A 21534-nucleotide genomic window follows, 5' to 3' on the forward strand; every position below is an offset into this window, starting at 1 on the left:
GACAATGTGTTGATTGCCCCTAAAGTCAGCCTTTTATCAGAAGGTCATCCGGTTGAGCCCAGCCAAAGACAATCACTTGTTACAGGTCATATACACATTAAAGCAAATGCTTGGATTGGTGCAGGGGCTACCGTATTGCCGGGAGTAACTATTGGAGAAAACAGTGTTGTAGCAGCAGGTGCAGTTGTGTATAAAGATGTTCCTGCAAATACTGTTGTAGGTGGAGTGCCGGCGAAGGTTATAAAGACGTTGTAATGCAGATGTTTTTTTGGGAGCCATCATTTGAATAACTATTAAAAATGGTTGCGTCGCACACTTATGCGTTTTATTTTCTATTCAGCCTTTATTGCGTTCGATAAACATGTTATACTAATTATGTTTTGCTTTTCTTCCTGATAAAAAAAGAAACAAAAAATCAAGACTGCATAGTAAAGGCTAAAAACGAATACGCCTAAAAAAACAAATGCCCAAGCCACCGCAGCACAAAAGCCAAATCAAGGGAACAAAGAAAGTGACAAGCCAGCCATGCAGGAAGCCTCAGATTAATTAGCGCCTTAAAATAAAAAATAAATGAAAACATTATTCACCACAGCAATCACTTCAATAGCATTGCTTCTAACCGGTTGTATGCAAAGTAAAACCCAAGAACTGCAATCCATTTTCCCAAAAGGTGAAGTAGGTGCAGCAGAAAACTTTACAGGAAAGGCCTGGAACACCAGTTTAGTTGACAATGATACAGTCTATAACACCCTTGTAGGTAACGTATATTTTGAGCCAGGGGCAAGAAGCAATTGGCATATGCATGGCGCTGGTCAAATACTCATAATTACAGATGGTGTAGGATACCACCAGATAAAAGGAGCACCCAAACAAACAATTAAAAAGGGTGATGTAATAAAATGTCCGCCAAACGTAATGCATTGGCATGGTGCAAGCCCCGATAGAGGTTTACAACAAATGTACATTGTACCAAACACCGAAAAAGGCATCGTACAATGGCTACATCCCGTTACAGATGAAGAATACAATAAACACTAAAATTCTAACCATGGCAGAACATAACAATAACCACGACAATAACAATTCAAGAAGAAAATTCATTCAGCAATCAGGGGTGTTAGGTGCAGGTGTTATGCTTGCAGGTACTGCACCACTTTTTGGCGAAACAACTAAATTAAATAAGGTGAGTGGCAACATAAAATCAAAAGGCTATGCAGGTCAAGATGAACATGGAAAGCTAACAGCATGGAACTTTGAACGCAGACCCGTAGGCGACAACGATATTTTAATAGATATTAAGTTCTCCGGCATTTGCCACTCCGACATACACACCATAAAAGGACATTGGGGTAAACAAGCCTATCCGCAAGTGCCGGGTCATGAAATAGCGGGGATAGTTTCTGCCATTGGTAAAAATGTAACCAAATTCAAAGTAGGTGACAAAGCCGGTGTAGGTTGTATGGTTAACAGTTGTATGCAATGCGAAAGTTGCAAAACAGGACAGGAACATCATTGCGAAACAACAGGAATGGTAGGCACTTATGGAGTACCAGAAAAGTCATCACCTACAGGAATAACACAAGGCGGCTATTCAAACAACATGGTTGTAACCGAGCACTTTGCTATCAAAATCCCTGACAATATAGAATTGAAATTTGCAGCACCCTTGCTTTGTGCAGGCATCACTACTTATTCTCCTTTGATGCAATACAAAATAAAAAGGGGTGATAAAGTAGGCGTAGTAGGCATTGGTGGTTTAGGGCACGTAGCAATAAAATTGGCAGTTTCAAAAGGTGCCGAAGTCTATGCTTTCACTACATCGCCTTCTAAAGTAAACGACATAAAAGGCTTTGGTGCAAAAGAAGTAATAGTGGTAGATGCAGCAGATAAATTAAAGCCGTGGAAAGGCAAAATGGACTACATGATTTCTACCGTTCCGTATGCCTATGAAATGTCAGGTTACATAGATTGTGTAAAACCATTCGGTTACTTCACACAGGTAGGGCAGCCAATCAATGGCGAACTCATGATCAACAATTTCAACATGATTTTCAACCGTGTTAATTTCAATGGTTCATTAATTGGTGGCATTCCTGAAACCCAGGAGGTAATGGACTATTGTGCTAAACACAAAGTGTATCCCCAGGTACAAATAATAAAAGCTGCCCAAATCAACGATGCCTGCGAAAAGGTAGTAAACAAAGAAGCGAGATACAGGTACGTAATCGATACCACAACCATTTAGATTTACAAGTTTATAAATCAACAAAACCCTCCAACAGCATAGCCCTTACCTTGTGTAAGGGCTTTTTTATTGTACCCGCATTTGTACCTAAATCAACATCGTTGTGTCACTCACTTATACTTGTAGAATACTATTCCGCTTTTATTCCGTCGCTAATTTTCTTAACGCCTTTTCTGTGAGGTTGGTGGAAGAAAAAAAAGCCCCGACTGTAACCAATCGGATGGCTTAAAAAGAATGCGCCCGCTCCCGGTAGTGTTCTTCGAACAACTTAAAAGTCGAATGATGACCAAGACTACGCCTGTTCTTCGAAAAAGCTATTTACCAACTAGCCTCTTAGGCAGCATATACTTTACATTGCATCCATAAAACTAAAAACAGAAATGGCCAATACAGCGTTTGAAACTATCATAGAACGTTCTTTAAAAATAAGGAATCGTTACCACGAATTAGAACTTCAACACCACGGTAGCAAGTGGACGGTAGAAGAAGATGCTTTGGCATTTCTTACCGATGCAGGGTTAGTAGGCCGGCATACAATGTCGCAACAGCAGCGATGGCCCAAGGCCAATACTGAAACCGAATTAGAACATAAGCTGGGCGAAAGCATCTGGTGGATTATTGTATTAGCCGACAGAATGAATATTGACATCAAAGATGCCTTGGAAAATTTCCTTACTAAAACTGAAAATTTGGTCGGGAAATAAAGCCGTTTCTAAAACCCATATCAGGCAGCGTAAGACGTCCTCATATTACAACAATCGGGTAAAAGCGCGCATAGTAGATAAGGCGGAGGAATAGTTATTAAGCTGTGCAAGAGATTATCACCTTGGCAAAGGTGGTCTGCTACCGGCTGAACATCTTACAGTGGCGTATACTTTACGTGCCCTCTAATGTTCTCTGAATAACTGATACAGTCCGGCTTTTCATTTCAAAATCTGTAGTGGAAGACATACGGATAGCTGCGGTAACACTATATAAGCAGTGGAATAAAGTTATACAAGTACAGTGAGTGACACAACGATGCTTAATCACTACTGTCTCGTTAACTTTTAAAACAATGACTGCTTTATTTTAGTTGTCTGCTCCTGATTGCTATTAACAAGTAATCACAAATTGCTATCCATACTTGCGTTTTTAGTCCATTTTTACTTTGGCCATAAAACCGTGTAATTTTTAGATTTTTTCTTATCCATCTTAAAAAAATTCTCAAAAAAAATTCCAGCCACATTTACTCCTTCGTTACAGCGTACTCATTATACTTTCAGAATACTAAAAAAAGGAACTTTTTTTCTTTATACTTCACCTCTTATCTTTACCTGACACGCTTGCTACGGTTCAGGTTCCAGATATTTTACTTTTGATGCAAGAATTGCATATACTACAAAATATCTTGAACTTTCTTTTTTCAGAAAAAACTTATGTAAAAAGAACCATATAGAAATTCCCGCGTTAAATATTCTTATAATATGTACGCAAAACGTACATTTAGACTTTGAAAATTGAAGTAACAAATACAATTGGCTATCAAAAATCAAGGTCTGTAAGGGCGTGTACTGTTGCGCTTTTATTTATAATTTTTTCCTTTCAGTTACACGCGCAAACCTCGCGGGAGTATATTATCAAGGCAGGATTTCTTTACAACTTTACACAATTTGTAGATTGGCCTTCCAATGCTTTTCAAAATGCTGAAGCACCTTTTGTAATTGCGATATTAGGAGATGATCCCTTTCGTGCTGCATTAGACACAGCGGTGGCGGGAGAAAAGGTAAAAGGACATTCTATCGTTATAGAGCGATATCAGAACGTAAAGGATATAAAAAATTGCCACATCCTTTTCATCAATCATAAAGAAAGTACCAGGCTGAAGGAAATACTCCCTGCACTGCCTAGTAAACACATTCTAACAGTTAGTGATATACCTGATTTCGCAACAACCGGTGGAATGATTCGTTTTATAACAAAAAAGAACAAAATCAAACTACAGATAAATTTAAAAGCATCAAAAGAGGCAGAGTTAATATTCAGTTCAAAACTATTGCAGGTAGCAGATATTGTAAGATAATCGTATGAAAGAAAACTTCTCCTCGATACAAAGAAAGCTAATGCGTCTTGTATTAGTAACCAGTGGAGTAGTGTTGTTTCTGGCTTGTGTGGGTTTTTTCTCCTACGAGTTTTTTACCTACCGTGAGGCAAGTAGAGAAAGGCTAATTACCCTGGGCGAAATTGTTGCAGCAAACAGTACGGCCCCCCTTGCTTTTGATGCGAGTGATGATGCCACTGAAATTCTACAGGCCCTTAGGGCTGAGAAGCATATTGTGGCAGCAAGCCTGTACGACGAAAAAGGAAACCTTTTTGCAAGATACCCGTCTACATTTCCAAAATATAATCTTCCCATACATCCAGGAGCAGTGGGCTTCAAATATATTAATGATTACCTCGAAGGGTTTGTACCAGTAAAACAGGATAAGAAAATCCTTGGCGCTTTATATATCCGTTCGGATATGGATGCTATTTATACCCGGTTTAAGCGGTATGGGTTAATTACTTTACTCGTGATAACCTTATCTGTTATGGTTGCCTACTTGCTTTCGCGTCAATTACAAAAGAAAATAGCAAAACCTATACTTGCATTAGCAAGCACCGCACGAACCATTTCCGAAAAGCACGATTTTACTGTGAGGGCCGAAAAGTTTGGTAACGACGAACTCGGTTTACTAACCGATGCCTTTAATCAAATGCTCACCGAAATAGAAAGGCAGAACGAAGAAATCACTTCCTTTAACCATGCACTCGAAGCAAAGGTGAACGAGCGTACAGTTGAGCTAGAGCAGGCAAATATTGAATTGAAACTTAAAAGCGAGTTTGAAGAAACTATTATTGACTCGTCAGTTGATATTATAGCCGTATTTGATAAAGACTTAAAGTATGTTATTTTAAACAAGTATGGCAAAGAAGTATATGGCCTGCAAGACAAGAATATAATTGGTAAAAATATTCTTGAAGTCTTTCCTCAAATCCGGACTTCTGTTATGTATCGCAACTTACAAAATACCTTTCACACCGGCGAGATGATGCTCGATCACTATTATAATTCGCATATCTCTGACCGGGTTTTGCAAAACTATTTCATTCCATTACTCGACAAAGATCAGAACATTTACCGCGTACTTGTCATAGGTCATGATATTACTGAAATCAGCAAAGCGCACGAAAAACTAAAACTTTTAAACAAGGAGCTCGAGAAATCAAATCTCGACCTCGAACAATTTGCTTTTGTAGCTTCCCACGATCTGCAGGAACCTTTGAGAAAAATTCAAACATTTTCGCAGCTTTTGGTAAAAAAACTGGATGATAAAGAAGCAATACAAGTGTATTTATCTAAAATTATTTCTTCTGCTGTAAGAATGACGGATCTAATAAAAGCAGTGCTGAATTACAGCCGCCTGTCAAACGAAAAAGGAGAGTTTGAAGAAGTGGATTTAAATGAGGTGGTAGAAAATATTAAAACTGATTTGGAACTGACCATCGTGGAAAGAGAAGCAGAAATTCGGGTAGATGAACTGCCGGTTTTGTATGGCGACCGTTTACAATTGTCTCAATTATTCCTAAATCTAATTAGTAATTCCATTAAGTTTTCAACAAGAAATCCGAAGATCTCTATCTCCTATCGGTTACTCGACAACGCGGAAGCGAAACTTACGAATGGTTCTGATAACCATAGCAACTATGCCGAGTTAACTTTTAAAGATAATGGAATAGGCTTCGAACAACAGTATGCCGAAAAAATATTCAACGTTTTTCAAAGACTACATGGTAAGCAGGAATACCCGGGAACCGGTATTGGCCTTGCCCTTTGTAAAAAAATAATTGACAACCATCGTGGAAAGATTTCAGTAAGTAGCGAGCCGGGAGAGGGAACTACATTTACAGTGCTACTTCCTACCAATGCTGCAAATGTTCAACTCGCATCATTCTAACCGCAGCTACTTTTGCCTGACTTATTTATAAAATTTTTTTGTAGAAATGTTAGTTTTCTGCTTTTGTAATTCTTCTCATCATTGTTGTGTCACTCACTTCTACTTGTAGACTCATTATTGGGCTTACCCCAATTACCAGGAAACCACTTTGTTGCGCCCGTACTATTTTAAAGCCATTCAACTATTTTTCCGAAAGCAATGAAGCCCGTAGAAATGTTATTATAAAATTGTAAAAGGCGCCCGAAGAAGCAGTGTGATTTATAATAATACCTTCACCAGGAGCAGTAGCCTTTTCAGAAACAGCTACATACAAATCTTTACCCTAAAAGTTTGAAATGGCCGGGCACTTACAGACTTCAATAAGCCTATACAGCTCTCTAACAGAGTAAGTTCTGGTTAAACTTAAGAAGGAAGCTTGCATTACATTAGAGCTTGCAAGCACAGCTTCCCTTTTTAAACTGTTCGTCGTTTAAATTTCAATCTTGCTAATAACTTCAATTTTCATTTCGGCAGTTGGCAGACTGATCAAAGAGCCGTCTTGATAAAAAAAGTTGCATAAAAACTAGCGGTGCTAAGAAGGTAAATAGTGGCCAGCGTTTGATTTCATCAAAAAGAAATAGCTTTCTGCCTTCCTCATAAATATAACTCCATCTATTTCTTTTCAAGTTTTTTTAATTCCTTCTCAATCCAATCTTTCGATAGCCATTTGTTGGCTAGCATCACTCCCGCTATGTTCTTAGTTTCATCAATATTTGTAAGAGGATTGCCATTTAACAAAACAAGGTCGGCAACTGCACCAATCTTAATAATGCCAATATCAGGATTGTTTAAAAACCTTCCGACACTAGCAGTACCTGAACGTAGGGCGTCGAAGGGAGTTAATCCTGCATCTACCAAATATTTCAATTCCTGATGAACCGAAAAACCAGGCACATCAAAAACTTGTGGAGCATCAGAACCAAGTAACAATCCTACGCCGTTCTTATTGCATTCGAAGATCAACTTTCTTCTTAAGTCAATGAAATTCTGGATTGACGCAGAACTATACTTTGCATTTTTTACCAGGTTCTTTTTTGTGTTAACCCAGTTTGCTACCGTTTTAGGGTCCATGTACTTCATTTCTGGTTCGTTAGCCAGCGCATCCGCATCTTTAGCCGGTCCAAACCATCTTTCTGCAAGTGATTGTGTTGGAACTATCCAAATGGGGCGATCACGAAGTGCGGTAACCAACTTTTGAATTTTTGTGGTATCAGCCTTTTCTGCTAAAAACATTCCGAACAACCCATTTTCCTGCTCGTTCGTATTTTCTATTCCGGGTACCAGGCTTTCAACCATTCCATCCATATGATCTATTGTTGCATATCCAGCATCAATAGCCCGCCACACACCTACATCAAAAGACACATGGCCTGCAAAAGGAATATTCACTTCCTTCGCGGTTTTTTCAATGGCTGCAAATTTTTCTTTTGTAAGACCCGGATGCAATTTCAGAAAATCATATCCTGCCTTTTTTTGTTGCCTGACCATTTCAGCGCCTGCTTCTATAGTTGGTACACTATTGCCACTAAAAGAAGGGCCGGACGTGATAAAACGTGGACCTAGAATTTCACCGCTTTGTATCTTACTACGTAACTCCAGGTGTCTTGGATGACCTAACATTCCACGTATCGTTGTAACTCCGTTTGCTGCAAACAACAATAGTACTTCTTTCATCGGTTCCAACTCATCAATAGGCGGAACATGTGCATGCATTTCTGCCAACCCCGGCATTAGGTATTTTCCTTTACCATCTATTACAATTGCATTCTTGTTGTATTTTATTTTATCCTCATTTCCCATTGCAACAATCTTCCCATTTCTAACTACAACAACCTGGTTCAACAGAACCCTTTCTGCATCCATCGGAATAACATTGACCGATTTGAAAACCATGGCCCGACTGACGGACTCTGGGATTGAAACTTCTTGTGCAGCACAGGAAATTGCAGAAAGCCCGAAAATAAGTTTGAACAGTAGTTTCATAAGGCAATATTTGTAATTGGAAAGTGTGAAGAATAAATCTAAGAAAAAGTTATGGACCATCTTATCATTCATTTTTCACTTTCGAAAAAGGTACACCTACACCTTATTTGAGTTGAATGCCCCCCTCAGACGTAGTTCATGTTACTCGAAAGCCATTGAAATAAATGGTAGAATAGCGGTGCTGTACAGCAATAAAGATGATGATGTGAATGAGCTGATGACTTTAAGAACAACGGTTTTTAGCAGAAGCCTATACGCACTTTAGGCCGAATATTATCATATATGCCCTGGAATAAAAGCATTGATAATGTTTCGGCCGCGTTACTATTATCTGAAGTATAAGGTTTACTGCATAACCGCGCTCAATTCTTTTTCTATCCTTGAACAGGATAATAAAAAGGGCTTGTCTGTAATATTGAAAGAGATCTGCTGGCCTTCTACTCGGTAAGATCCTTCAATGGAACCAATGGGTGTTTTACCTTCAAAACTACCTTGCGTACCATCTCCCATAAGATTTCCGCCTACCTTTTCTATCTCTTGTTTGGCTCTTTTTATTAAACTTTCGGCGTCTCCTGAGAATGGGATACTAAACTGACACATAACTTATTTTTTATTGTTCTCTTCAATAATGTAGCCAACAACCCTCCCGGCCCCAACAATAAACCTTGAAAGCTCACAATTACTTCGGGGTAAGGGAAGTAATTGTTGTGCTTGCAGAAACATTAAACTTAAAATGTATTTGCCAGCTATTTTCACAGAACTGTAAAAGCTCCTACAAAAACTTGCTTATCCTAAAGAAAATTGTCCTCATATTTGCGGCCTTTTAGAAATGGTTTTTTACCAGTCATAAAGGTTTAAATAAATATAATGAAAGCAGTTAAACTCTTTAGCGTAGTTGGATTAGCGTGGTTATTTACAACAAAACTTGTCGCACAACAAACCGAAATAGAATTAGATCCCATAACCGTTACAGCATCTTTACACCCCGTGTCATCATCGGTAACAGGCCGAAATATAATAGTCATAAAGGGAGATCAATTTTCTAAACTGCCGGTTAATTCGATAGATGAACTGCTGCGGTATTTACCTGGACTAGAAGTGCAGATGCGTGGACCAATGGGATCGCAAAGTGACATTGTGCTACGAGGCGGCACTTTTCAGCAGGTACTTGTAATACTCGACGGCATTAGGATTAACGATCCGAACACCGGCCATTTCAATAGTTACATTCCAATTGCTCCTGCCGAAATTGACAGGATAGAAGTTTTAAAAGGTGCATCGTCGGCCATCTATGGTTCAGAAGCAGTGGGTGGCGTAATACAGATCATCACAAAATCATTCGCAGCAAAAAGAGCTCAAAAATCAAAACAGTTGACAGCCCAGGGAACCGCAGGACAGTTCGGTCTTCTGAACGGGCAATTAGGTGGCTTTTATCAAAATAAGAATACTGCCGTTGCTGGCGGTGTTATCAGTAACAATGCTACCGGCCAGCCGCAGCGGGGCATACGTGGTTATTTCCATAACACCTCTGCATCGGTGTCCATCAGTCAATACTTAAACCAATACTGGAACATTTCTTATAGATCTGCATTTGATCAGCGTGATTTTGCTGCGCAAAATTTCTACACAACTTTTAAATCAGATACTGCCAATGAAAAAGTCTCTACGTATTGGAACCAGCTAAAACTGGCATTCGAAAAGGAGCAACAGAGCTTTTCGCTGAATATTGGATACAAGGCTGTAAAAGATCAATACCAGTTCAATTCCGTTGGAACGCCTAATCTAAATAAAAGCAATCTTTTACAGGGATTGGCGGTATACAAGTGGGTTGCAGCACCAACCACTACAATCACAACCGGCGCCCAGTGGGTTAACAAACAACTGACGTCAAACGACCGGGGTAATCATACCCTTAACCAGGCGGGCAGTTTTTTAATCGTTGACCAAAAGATCGGCACTCATGCAACCATCAGTCCTGCAATGCGTGTTGAGTGGAATAACAGAAGCGGATGGCAGTTGGTACCGCAGGTAAATACCTCTTATAAAATTCCAGGGTGGCAGTTCCGGGGCAGCGTTGGTCGCACAACACGCGATGCAGACTTTACTGAACGTTTCAATAATTACAACAAGTCTTTTGTGGCAGGCGGAAGCATAGGCAATCCTGATCTTGTTTCAGAAAATTCTTTTAGTTACGAAGCCGGTACAGACTTTTTCGGGCTGAAAAACATGAAGATTTCAACTACTTTTTTCAAGCAACATTTCACACAGTTAATAGATTACGTTACTACTCCTTATGCAGCCATGCCTAGAAAAGACAACCTCTCGCCTACCGGCACTTATGCACTGGCGCAAAATATTGGAAAAGTAAACTCCACAGGTGTTGAGCTGGATATGCAGTATAATAAGAAATTTCAAAACAACCAGCAGTTATGGGCCACTTTTGGATTTACCTGGATCGATAGTAAAAGCAACAATTCCACTCCCTCTTTTTATCTTTCATCCCACGCAAAGTATTTTACCAATTTCAATCTTCGTTATGCCGTCAAGCGTTTTTCTGTTAGTTTAAACGGGCTGTACAAGCAACGCGTGCCGCAAAGCTCCACCGCTATAAACGCCAATATTTCCCGGGAGTATTTTGTTTTGAACGCACAGTTACAGGCTTTTGTTTACAAAAACAAGGCGAGTGTTTTTATGCAGGCAGACAACGTATTCGATAAACAGTACAGCGATATACTAGGTTCTCAAATGCCCGGAAGATGGCTGATGGGTGGGTTTAAAGTAACGCTATAAATTGTTTTTAGCCGGGCATCCGATACCACTTTTAGCTTTCGTTGCGTCGCACTCTTGTACCGAATCACGTTATTCATCCCCTATAACCACCTGTTCTTAAAATTCAAATGAAACCAGAAAAAGAATTATTTAGTAAGGCGTAAAGGATTGCAGTAAGCAAGTGAAGAACTCGACCAACACAAAAGGAGCAACCGCCTGCAAAAGCATTATCCGGGTTATTCTATAGCTCCGGTTTCAATATCTCCCCTTCGAGCTACAAACAACTCATACCATTGATTGTCAAGGTTGAGATCCAACGGACTTACAACATTTCCGATCCTTTGCTCACTGTTTGTTGGGCCCCTAGTCTTATTAACCCGCTACATCAATTCGGGGGCGATAACCTCTCATTAAATTCATATTATCACTTCTACTCTCATTCCGAAAACTGCATCCGCTACTACCATCCCATAAAAAAATATAATAGCTAAGTGCCTTTTTGCACCTCTGGATGGCGCTCTAAAATAATCAGTCTCGGCCTGAAGTACCAGGTCCTAAAACTTTGCTATATGCAGCCTATAGAAAGCCAAACACGCTATGTGTTGCTGATTTTAATGTCTATATTTATTGGTACTTCAGTTAAAAGGTCAGACTTCATTTCAAAACCAACTTTATGAAATTTGAAAAAGCGCTTTCAACAATAATAAAAGCCATTGAAAAAGACCCTAGCAAAAAGGTATTGTTAAAAGATAGAATTGATCTTTTAGGACCTATTCCCAGCCTTGCTTATATTATCATCAATGGAGTTGAGGTAACACAAGCCATACAATACCGGCATTCCAATGAACATCTGACTGACCGGGCCGATCAGGCGCCGGACAACGCTGTAAGACTAGTTGTTGATAAACCTGCTTATGTAAGAGTGTACGTTCAAAGCGGGCTCGCAAGAGTTAACAATGTAAGAGGGTCTGTTATAATTCAAAGACAACGATATGGTGTGTGGACAGATACCGTTTCGCTAGAACAACAATGGCCTTTTTCAATAGCTGCCCTGCGCAATCCAGTTTATGCTTCCGAGCGGGGTACGCTCAGCAGCTCGCTTAACTTTATTATTCCTTCGGCCCAAATGCGAGGTAAAATAAGATTAAAGGTTCACGTGGAAGTGCCAGGCGAAGCAAGGTACACTGCCGATACAAATGTTGACATTCACGCTTATCTTAAGCAAACACTTCGATTAAGAGGTATTCCTGTACAGTACTGGGGGCCCGATGCTACGGGCACCCAGGTTAAGCTTGCAGCACCTACCATGGGAGATTTTCAGCGAACTCTTGCCACGACCTTACTAATGTTTCCAGTTTCGCAAACAGCGGAAATAAGCCTCGCGGGAACTTTCACTTTCAGTGAACCCCTAACAGGCGCAATAGCTAACGGCGCATGTCCCACAAGTTGGAATAATCTATTGTTTTGGCTGGCCATTGCAAAAGCTTTTGATGGCAATAAAAGTAATGCGGTGTACTATGGATTACTCCCTAATGGTATTCCATTAGGAGGTGCAGCGGGTTGTGGCGGAGGTGGAGGCACTGCCGCGGGTTTTGTAGATGATGGAATAACAATGGCGCATGAAATCGGTCACTATTTTAATTTCCGCCATGCACCTGGCTGTCTACCTCCCGACGATCTGCTTTTCGACCCCAATTATCCCACATACGAACCATACAATACCGCTGCCGGTGGAATGGCTTCAATCGGCGAGTATGGTGTTGACCCTACCACTGGTACCATATATTCCCCTAATACTTCAAGAGATATCATGTCTTATTGTCCATCGCGATGGATATCCCTTTATCATTACCAGGCACTCATTGAGCATCCTTTACTCGACCCTAAAATCATCCCGGGTGAAAGAGACCAATTGCCCCCATACGTGTATGAAAAATTCCGCGACCGAAGAACCATCCCTGATCCTACTCCGCCATGGGAAGGTATCAGTATTTTTGATCATAAGGAAGCAGAACTACAACGATATGTTGTTATTACCGGCTTTATACAAAATGACCAGCTGGAAATTAGAAGTGTGCTCAGGATTGATACCCGCGCTACCACAGCGGGACGAAGGCTTGAAGGATTTACGGCAGAATTACTAAATGCCAACAATCAAGTCATTCACCGTAGTCCGCTTCTTAACCTCGTCTCCCATGCTTGTGGCTGCGGTTGTAGCGGACAAAGTTCACACGAACGTTTGGGGGTAATACAGGCAATGCTTCCCGATGCCATTAACGCCACAACGCTTTGTATACGACAAAACAAAGAAGAGATATGGACACGGCGGGCTTCCGGGCAAGAGTTGAAGATTGATGATGTTTCTGCTTTTATACGCGAAGAAGATTTAACTATTAGTTGGCATACCTCCGCCTCCGATCAATATACGGTTGAAAGATTAATAAGGTACTTGTCTAATAACGGCAGCGAGTGGCAAACGCTTGCTGTTAATTTACAGGAAGACAGGGTGGTAATACCGGCAGCATCTTTAACCTCGGGATACGCTATAATTGAAGTAGTTGTTTCAGATGGATTTAATAGCGCAATTGGCCGAACCTCTATTGATATACCTGTACGACCACCAATTGTAACTATTTTATGGCCAGTCGAAGGAAGCACTGTGCGTACAGATCTTGTTGCAAGGTTTTGGGGAACAGCAAGAGCAAGCAATGGAGAAAGTACTCCGGAAAACTGCTTATGTTGGGAACTCGATGGCAAACCAATAGGAGAAGGTTCGGAATGCTGGAAGGAGCTTCCGGAATGGGAGGGCGAGCATGAGGTAACTCTTACAGTGCGTGGTTTTGGAGAAACCTCTCAAACATCGGTAATATTCATGGCTACCTGTACTGGACAACGGCCGTACAAAATCAACAGAAACGCGCGAGGGTAACAACTAAGCCTTTAAAATGGAAAAATATTGTTGACACTTGTGTAGCCTTTAAAGCGCCTCATTGTTTGTTTAACAGTTTACGAAATTTAATACTTAAACAAAGACCGATTTATTCTATTAATAAAATTTATTGCACCTTTCCTTTTACGGTAACGACTGCCCCAGGCGCGTTAGTATTAAAACTACGTTTTAAATCAACTGTTATATCATCACCTGAGAAGTGGCAAAGCATTGTTTGAGTATGCGGACTTTCGATATACCGTAGAACAAGTTCAAGGGTGTTTGCATCAATCCAGGTATACTCGGCTGCAACTTTAAAAGGCGGCAAACCTGCAAGACTGTTTCTTGCACCACTTACCAGGTAAGGCCCTTTCAGCTTCGTCTCACCTTGTTGCCACGTGTTTGCAGCAAAGCTGATAGGATAAACTCCTGTATCCCGCTTTACAATCACCTCACAAACATTGTCTCGAAAATTGAATTGAAGCGACTTTATGTTTTGGGCATTCGGTTCCATTACAAAAGTCTTTGCTTCGGTAATGGAAGAAGCTATTGCATCTTTTTTTACGGGTAAAGCAAGTGCAGCCAACTTTTTATTCAACGTCGCATCTGCAGCGGTATTTGCGGGAAGTTTACCTTTTTGCATAGCAGGCAACAAGATTTTCCAAATCAGGTTCAACTCGCCTTGCATATCGGCTGTTTCAGATGTAATGGCAATAACGGCATCCTGATCAGGAATAACTATCGCATACTGTCCAAAAGCGCCATCACCGCGATACGCATTATTTCGGCAGCGCCACATTTGGTAACCATAGCCTTGCTCCCAATCACTTGATTCACGTTTCTCTTGTGGATAATCAGGATGTTGGATAATATGTGCCGTACTAGCTTCTTCTACCCAACCTTGGGGAAGTATTTGCTTTCCATTCCATTTTCCTTTTTGCAGAAATAGCTGCGCAAATTTTGCAATATCTTCTGTTCTCAACCGAAGTCCCCAACCGCCGGTATTAATATGTTGAGGACTTTCTTCCCAGTCTGGCTTTGCTATACCCAATGGTTCAAAAAGCCTTGGTTGCAAGTAGTCAAGAACCTTTTGACCGGTTACGGTGGACACAATTGCAGAGAGCATATAAGTAGCTGTTGAATTATATAAGAACTTGCTACCGGGCTCGTACTTTATAGGAACGGTTAGAAATCTCTTCACCCAATTGGTATCCAGGGAAACTATGCCGGTAGGATCAGGCTCCTGCCCTACGGACATAGTCAGCAGATCTTTCACCGTCAGTTGCTGCAAATACGAACTAGCAGTACCAGGCTTTTCATTTGGAAAAAAAGAAAGGGCTTTATCGCTAAGTGATAGCTTTCCCTCTGCACGGGCAAAGCCAACTGCGGTGGCAGTAAAACTTTTACTTAAAGAATACAACGAATGCTGTAAATCCCGACGATATGGATTCCACCAACCTTCGGCGATCACCTTACCATGTCGAAGCAACATGAAACTGTGAAATTCATGTTTACTTACGGCAACTGAATCCAAAAAGGTGCTGATTGCAGATGCAGATATACCTTCTGCCTCGGGTGTGCTGCGTTGCAATGTATTTTTGGTTTGTCCACTTACTGCAAAAGGCAAAACAATAGAAAGCAATAAGACAGAAAGCAACGTTTTTTTCATGAGCAGGTTTTGAACAATTTAAAAAGGTAATTTGATAAGCAATGTAAAACTTATTCTATTGCTTAAGGCGTAAACAGTAATAATAAAGTGTTGGCACTTTGCTTCTATTGGGCGTTCATATGGATAGCCGTTTTACAAACGACCTTTACATTCATTTAAACACGTTAAGCTCACGCGGCCGTAAGTAAGGCAATGAAATATGGGTGTGTGCCTGCGGAGTAGAAATAAGGTCTTTTGGAGTGTAGGTAACATTGGCAAAGCAAATGATGCGGTGCAGCATTTAAACAAAATCCGTATTTTACTGCCAATGAACTCCTTCTATCATCCTTGTTTAAGTAATCCCTTAAAACATTTAAACCAACAAAGGAAGAACTGCAAAGTGCCAGGAAAGTTCCTGCAAAACGTTTTGGTATTTTGTACCTTTAAGAAAAATAAAACATATTTTATGGCAGTTCTAAAAAGGGGTTCTATTGTTCTTGCGCTCTTGTTTTGCATTGCTTTCAAACCATTTCATCATGGCTGGGCAAATTACGACCAGGAAAAAACACTCGACTATGTCGGAACGATCCAGGAGGCTGTGTATGAGAACCCTCATACGACGGCTAAAGTGAAAAATAAAGACAAAACGTGGTTAGTCATCCTGGCGCCGGTTAGCCGTATGACATCTCGTGGTGTTACTGCAAATATGCTTAAAAAAGGAGCTACTATTCAAGTGGTGGGGTACCCACATAAAGAAGTTGGAGATGAAATGCGGGCAGAAAGGATTTTCATTAATGGCAACAAGTTTGAATTGCGTTAGTCCTGTTACAGCTTGGAAAATTGTATGACCGATACAATGCTACAATGGCTTGAAAATTCATTACCTGCTATTGCTATTAGCCAATCGATATGGCTTTATCCAATACTGGAAATTGTGCATATTACAGGTATTGCCTTGCTGGTTGGACCGGCCATTATGTTTGATCTCCGTTTACTAGGGTTTTCAAAAAATCTGCCTGTTTCATTGTTAGCCCGGCACTTACTCCCCTGGTCGAGAAGAGCTTTGTTGTTAATCGTTCCCTCAGGTTTGTTACTTTTTATTACCAATGCTGCTGCGCTTTGGTATGACCCAGTATTCCTGATTAAAATGCTGTTACTACTTGTTGCAGGCCTCAATGCATTTGTCTTCCACCGGTTTACCTTTCGGTCAGTAACCGCTTTAAACGACGCAATTTTACCAACCGGCGCGCAAGTAACAGCGGGTATATCCATAATAATCTGGCTTGCTATCATCGCCTGTGGACGACTTCTAGCTTATTAAGATAGTTACCTAACCTTTAACCCCGCACATACCAATAGCCCTGTCTTTTTTGCCCCCTAATGTCTCTTTGTGTAAGAAACGTCGGGCTCCTTCTACTCGTTATAATAAAATACACTTACTAATAAGCGATGAAAGCCAGTATCCGCAAAGGAAATTATCTCTTTACTTTATTCTCCGGATCGACAATGGTTTTCAAGTGCTCGTAGAATGTTACTTCATCGCCAAGTGAGTCGCCAATTTTTTTAAATTCCACATCTTCGACGCCTTCAATTTCAACATAAATACTTCCCGGTACCCAACTTATTGACGATCCAATTCGTATCATCTCGTATTTTAATGCGTCATTCGGTATTTCACCACAAACAGTGCAACTATTGCCTGCACTTTCAGCTTCTCTTTTGACAAGAAATTTTATTACCGACTTTTTTTCGCCCTTTACTGCAATGTAGAAATTTTCAATAACTGCACTTTCCATAAAACTTACTTTTACCAGTTATAAAATACTTTTTTTTAAAACTTTCTCAATAATCGTTCCTTCATCTTAGGTTCATTCGCCAAACGAGTTTACTTCTTATATACCTAATAACGATACTTGTAAGGCTATATTTCTTTTTACTTATTATAATGTTGAGGTTCTATAAAAATTATTTATTTCCTTAAGCTATTGCATTTCGCAACTCTATCCTTTAACTTAGACTCCCCGTTTAAACGACGTCCAAATTTCATTAGAAACCTGTTTGAATAACAGGTTTTGAGGTGATAGTACAAAATTTACCCCTTCTAAGACTTTTACAGAAAGATTATTAAAATCAACAATAAAGCTTTTTTTCTTGTTGCTGCCTACCCTGGTAACAAAACATGAGATGTTTCATGTATGTTAACATTTAACACTTTTCTTGTTTTATGGAAAAAGTACTAGGGCGATAAATGTCAATCATTATCGCGTCATACTGTTATGCCTTTTCGGAAAATTCAAATATCAATATTCACTAAAAACAATTGTTATGCCCACAAAAAAAAAGTATCTCATCACTCAGTCTGATAGTAATCAGAGCATTTCGCCTGTTGCCCAAATTCTAAATATTCCTATTGACCGAGTTAAGCAGGGTATTAGTTTTCTATCTACAGATTCTATTCCGCAGGAGCAGGACATTTTGGAGTATCCAAACATTGGAATTACGACAGCAAGCCTGGACGAAGACCAGGTTAAAGCGTTAAGAGGTAACAAAAACATACTGGCCGTTGAAGAAGATGTGGAAATGTTTGTTTTAGAAATTGCAGAGCCTGAAGTTCCGGACGATGAAAAAGTAGTTGTAAGCAGCGGAGCATCCGACGATGCATTTCAACGCGGTTTTCAGCAAGGAGTACAGAAATCGATGGATATCCTAGCCCAGTCAATGCAGGTCCAGCAACATCCATTTCAATCACTTTTCAAGCCTCAAATACAACCAGAGTTCGAGTTGGTAATGGCAACTCAACCCATTCCATGGAATATAAATATGGTAAAAGCTCCTGCTGCCTGGGCAAGAGGGTATAGAGGCGAAGGTATTAGAGTAGCGGTACTTGATACAGGTATTGCCAGCCATGTTGATTTAAACCCACTTTCGGGAGGTGTGAGTTTTGTACCTGGAGTGGTTAGTTATAATGACGGACATGGGCACGGCACGCACTGTGCCGGTATTATAGGTGCCAGAAATAACAGCACCGGAGTAGTAGGTGTAGCGCCCCGGTGCAGCCTCTATGCTGTAAAAGTTTTATCTGATGCAGGAAGCGGTAGTTCGTCATGGATTATTGCCGGAATGGATTGGGCTGCAGCACACGGAATGCATGTGGTAAGTATGAGCCTTGGTGGTACAAGCGGTCCTTCTGTAGCTTATGCTGCAGCAGTAAGAAGATTACAGGACAGAGGAACTGTAGTTGTAATCGCAAGCGGTAATTCTTTTGGTACGGCCTTTCCATGGGTATGCGCGCCCGCAAATTCAATTACAGTGGGCGTTCCAAACGCAAGCCCTATTGCTGTCGGCTCAATTGATATCAACAAAGTAATTGCTCCATCCTCCAGCCGAGGTGGACAAGTACCTTTATGGAACCAAGTATCAATGGTTGCACCTGGTGTAGCAATTAAATCAACTATCCCCGGCAATGCTTATGGTTTAAAATCAGGTACCAGTATGGCAACACCTCACGTTGCAGGTGCAGCGGCTTTATTAAAGCAAAGGTTTCCAGGCATTAGCCCGGCATCGGTAAAATTAAAATTAAGAAGTACTGCTCAGGATCTTGGTTTAGCAGGTTCGGATATAACCTATGGTTCTGGTCTTATTAATTGCGATAAAGCTACATTGTAGTATATTTATGACTTAAAAGGCAGGTCAAAAAAGACCTGTCTTTTTATTTTTTTACTATGGCAGACATTTCAAAATTTTTTGAAGAGCAGGTTTCTTCAAATCCTGAGAAAGAATACTCGGTTTTAATTACTTTAAAGAATGATAAGCTTCCTTCAAGGTTATTAGGTAAAGGAGAATTTGTGATGGCTGATACAATCTTTAGTGCAAGAATTAGTGGCAAAGAAATACAATCTCTCAAAAACGACGACGAAATAGAGGCCATAGAACCTGACGAAGCAATGGGTATTTTATAGAAATTTTTTTGAATTTCATTTTCTATCCACAGCTTTTACATCAATAAGTTCCGGTCCGTCATCTACCGGGTATCCTTCAATTTTTAAGCCCTTTACTACAACACGCTTACTGTTGTAATGATCAAGATTTAAATTTGTACTTTGTAACGCATACTTTCTATTATTACCAGTAATAGTATGGCTGCCATACATATAAGTGGTAAACTCAGTTTTTTCTACTAAACCTTCATATTCAAAAGGAAACTTCCTATCTGGCGAATTTGCATTATTGTTATTACAACTCAATGTTGACATGAACATAATAGTTTTAACAAGAGGCCGAATTACTTTCATAAAAATTATTCTATTGACACCCGAGTTTACGCAGTAATAAGCTGTTTGAGCTATTATTGCATTAGAACGCCACATAATTTACTACATAATTCATACCCGCTGCAACACAGTTAAATCAAGACAATGCCACTCTGTTTGTTAGAGGGTTCGGGGAGCGACGAAGTCTACCCTGAATATTGGATGAATGACCAAAATAGCTGCAATGTCGTATGGTTAATAAGATAATGCCCGTTGTATGAAGTCGATTTTAAAAAGCATTATATTGAGAAAATAAAGGCCTTTCTATATGAAGCATGTCTTTTTTCCGGCAGGTAAGGTCATTCTGGCAAATCGCGTATAACTATCGTAAACAGATCGTCATTCAAAGTTATTTTTTAATCAGAGCCTATAAATACTGTTTTAATTTACTGCGATCCCGACACTTTATTTTAAAACTCTTAACGGTATTATTGCACATTAAACTTTACTACTCTTCCCTCCTTACTACTTTTAATTGCAGCTTCTATAACTTTAATAACTTCCAGTCCTTCCGTCGCAGTTACGGGAAGTGGTTCTTCGAACCTGATAGCCTTATATAACTGATCGAAATAATCCATATAATTGCCTTTTGGCGGAGTTATAAACTCTCTTACAATCTCATTGTTTCTTTCAGTATGTAAAAGCCCTTTACTAGTTTCCGGCTCTATCCCCCACCCTTCACAGCCCGGCGTTTTGCCTGCGATTAAATCATTCTCCTGCACATCGGTTCTTGATTTTATCAATGACCCTTTCGAACCATGCAATACATATGCTGGCACCCCTTCCCTTACCTGGTTGCTTGCTTTTAAAATCACTCTTTTTCTCTCATAAAAGAGAACTACTTCAAAATAATCATCAACCTTCGAAATAGGACGAAGAATAGTAAGATCGCCAAATACAGCTTCCGGCTTTCCAAATAATTGTAATGCCTGATCTATTAAGTGCGAACCAAGGTCGTAAAAAAGACCTGCTCCCGGCCCGGGTGTTTCCTTATGTAACTTAGGACTTAACTGTTCTTTAAACCGGTCGTATCTTATTTCAACCTGGTTTGTTTCTCCTAACAAACCTTCCTGAACCACACTTCTCACCAACCTAAAATCACTGTCAAATCTTCGATTATGGTAAACTGATATCTTCTTATTTTGGTTTTTAGCAAGAGCCATCAGCTCGTCACCTTCTGCTACATTAATTACAAATGGTTTTTCTACTATTACATGTTTACCTGCTTTCAAAGCCATTTTTGCATATTCAAAGTGAGTAACATTCGGAGTGTTGATAATAACCAGCTCGATTGTTTCATCTGCAAGCATACTTTCTAGTGTATCAAAAGATTTCACTTGGGGGTAAAACTGGTGTGCTGTTTTTTTACTTCGTTCCCATACGGCATAAAAATTAAAACCTGGGTTAGTATGAATAAATGGCGCATGGAAAACTTTTCCAGACATACCAAAGGAACACAAAGCTGTTTGTAGAGGAGTAGACATAGCATTAATCATATGGTGGCAAGATACTAATTAGGAGTTAAGTGTCGCCTGTTACAAGCCACTAGTTTTTCGTGTATGGTAATTAAAAGATTATTTGCAAGAAGGACGGCACCTCAAAACAGGTAACACATCTTGAGCGGTCGAAATAAA

19 protein-coding genes are annotated in these 21534 nt (G+C 40.1%); 13 read left to right on the plus strand and 6 right to left on the minus strand.

From position 1 onward, the window contains the following. From JWR87_RS11630 to JWR87_RS11655, 6 genes are all read left to right on the plus strand, one after another. Window positions 1-255 (plus strand): DapH/DapD/GlmU-related protein (locus JWR87_RS11630; RefSeq protein WP_297820039.1); only part of this gene is annotated, 255 nt, incomplete at its 5' end. Window positions 256-570: 315 nt separating this feature from the next. Beyond that, complete coding sequence (locus JWR87_RS11635) at window positions 571-1038, plus strand: cupin domain-containing protein (protein ID WP_297820042.1); 468 nt, start codon at window positions 571-573, stop codon at window positions 1036-1038. 10 nt (window positions 1039-1048) lie between these two features. Continuing rightward, a complete protein-coding gene (locus JWR87_RS11640; RefSeq protein ID WP_297820045.1) occupies window positions 1049-2245 on the plus strand; it encodes an NAD(P)-dependent alcohol dehydrogenase in 1197 nt (398 codons plus the stop codon). A gap of 380 nt (window positions 2246-2625) precedes the next feature. Beyond that, window positions 2626-2949 (plus strand): MazG-like protein, encoded by a 324-nt coding sequence (locus JWR87_RS11645; RefSeq protein ID WP_297820048.1) that lies wholly within the window; start codon window positions 2626-2628, stop codon window positions 2947-2949. A gap of 788 nt (window positions 2950-3737) precedes the next feature. Beyond that, window positions 3738-4307 carry a YfiR family protein gene (locus JWR87_RS11650; protein ID WP_297820051.1) on the plus strand — a complete coding sequence of 190 codons (570 nt, stop codon included), beginning with the start codon at window positions 3738-3740 and terminating at the stop codon, window positions 4305-4307. A gap of 4 nt (window positions 4308-4311) precedes the next feature. Next, a complete protein-coding gene (locus tag JWR87_RS11655; protein WP_297820054.1) occupies window positions 4312-6222 on the plus strand; it encodes an ATP-binding protein in 1911 nt (636 codons plus the stop codon). A 651-nt stretch (window positions 6223-6873) separates the two neighbouring features. On the opposite strand, the gene JWR87_RS11660 is transcribed toward JWR87_RS11655, so the two are convergent. Then, entirely contained in the window at window positions 6874-8244 is a 1371-nt protein-coding gene (locus JWR87_RS11660) for an amidohydrolase family protein (protein ID WP_297820057.1), read from the minus strand. Between the two features lie 25 nt (window positions 8245-8269). On the opposite strand from JWR87_RS11660, the gene JWR87_RS11665 reads away from it, so the two are divergent. Beyond that, on the plus strand, window positions 8270-8509 hold the full coding sequence (locus JWR87_RS11665) for a hypothetical protein (RefSeq protein ID WP_297820061.1): 240 nt from the start codon (window positions 8270-8272) through the stop codon (window positions 8507-8509). Between the two features lie 80 nt (window positions 8510-8589). Here JWR87_RS11665 and JWR87_RS11670 read toward each other — a convergent pair whose 3' ends face one another. After that, window positions 8590-8844, minus strand: coding sequence for a hypothetical protein (locus tag JWR87_RS11670; RefSeq protein ID WP_297820063.1), 255 nt, complete (start codon window positions 8842-8844; stop codon window positions 8590-8592). 267 nt (window positions 8845-9111) lie between these two features. On the opposite strand from JWR87_RS11670, the gene JWR87_RS11675 reads away from it, so the two are divergent. Further along, window positions 9112-11034, plus strand: a complete 1923-nt coding sequence (locus JWR87_RS11675; protein WP_297820066.1) for a TonB-dependent receptor — start codon at window positions 9112-9114, stop codon at window positions 11032-11034. Window positions 11035-11686: 652 nt separating this feature from the next. Continuing rightward, window positions 11687-13942 carry a hypothetical protein gene (locus JWR87_RS11680; RefSeq protein ID WP_297820069.1) on the plus strand — a complete coding sequence of 752 codons (2256 nt, stop codon included), beginning with the start codon at window positions 11687-11689 and terminating at the stop codon, window positions 13940-13942. Between the two features lie 127 nt (window positions 13943-14069). On the opposite strand, the gene JWR87_RS11685 is transcribed toward JWR87_RS11680, so the two are convergent. Next, window positions 14070-15611, minus strand: a complete 1542-nt coding sequence (locus JWR87_RS11685; protein WP_297820072.1) for a serine hydrolase — start codon at window positions 15609-15611, stop codon at window positions 14070-14072. A 445-nt stretch (window positions 15612-16056) separates the two neighbouring features. Here JWR87_RS11685 and JWR87_RS11690 point away from each other — a divergent pair, with 445 nt between their 5' ends. Further along, window positions 16057-16410: a DUF6152 family protein gene (locus JWR87_RS11690; protein ID WP_297820075.1), complete on the plus strand. Its 354-nt coding sequence runs from the start codon at window positions 16057-16059 to the stop codon at window positions 16408-16410. A 24-nt stretch (window positions 16411-16434) separates the two neighbouring features. After that, complete coding sequence (locus tag JWR87_RS11695; RefSeq protein WP_297820078.1) at window positions 16435-16911, plus strand: DUF6644 family protein; 477 nt, start codon at window positions 16435-16437, stop codon at window positions 16909-16911. 154 nt (window positions 16912-17065) lie between these two features. Here JWR87_RS11695 and JWR87_RS11700 read toward each other — a convergent pair whose 3' ends face one another. Continuing rightward, entirely contained in the window at window positions 17066-17386 is a 321-nt protein-coding gene (locus JWR87_RS11700) for a hypothetical protein (RefSeq protein ID WP_297820081.1), read from the minus strand. A gap of 529 nt (window positions 17387-17915) precedes the next feature. Here JWR87_RS11700 and JWR87_RS11705 point away from each other — a divergent pair. Beyond that, complete coding sequence (locus JWR87_RS11705; RefSeq protein ID WP_297820084.1) at window positions 17916-19256, plus strand: S8 family peptidase; 1341 nt, start codon at window positions 17916-17918, stop codon at window positions 19254-19256. A 56-nt stretch (window positions 19257-19312) separates the two neighbouring features. Continuing rightward, entirely contained in the window at window positions 19313-19549 is a 237-nt protein-coding gene (locus tag JWR87_RS11710) for a hypothetical protein (protein ID WP_297820087.1), read from the plus strand. A 15-nt stretch (window positions 19550-19564) separates the two neighbouring features. On the opposite strand, the gene JWR87_RS11715 is transcribed toward JWR87_RS11710, so the two are convergent. Continuing rightward, entirely contained in the window at window positions 19565-19843 is a 279-nt protein-coding gene (locus JWR87_RS11715) for a hypothetical protein (RefSeq protein ID WP_297820090.1), read from the minus strand. Window positions 19844-20328: 485 nt separating this feature from the next. Beyond that, window positions 20329-21396: a Gfo/Idh/MocA family oxidoreductase gene (locus JWR87_RS11720; RefSeq protein ID WP_366090556.1), complete on the minus strand. Its 1068-nt coding sequence runs from the start codon at window positions 21394-21396 to the stop codon at window positions 20329-20331. Window positions 21397-21534: the final 138 nt, after the last annotated feature.

Source organism: Segetibacter sp., from assembly GCF_025963695.1.
In the GTDB taxonomy this organism is placed as follows: Bacteria; Bacteroidota; Bacteroidia; order Chitinophagales; family Chitinophagaceae; genus Segetibacter.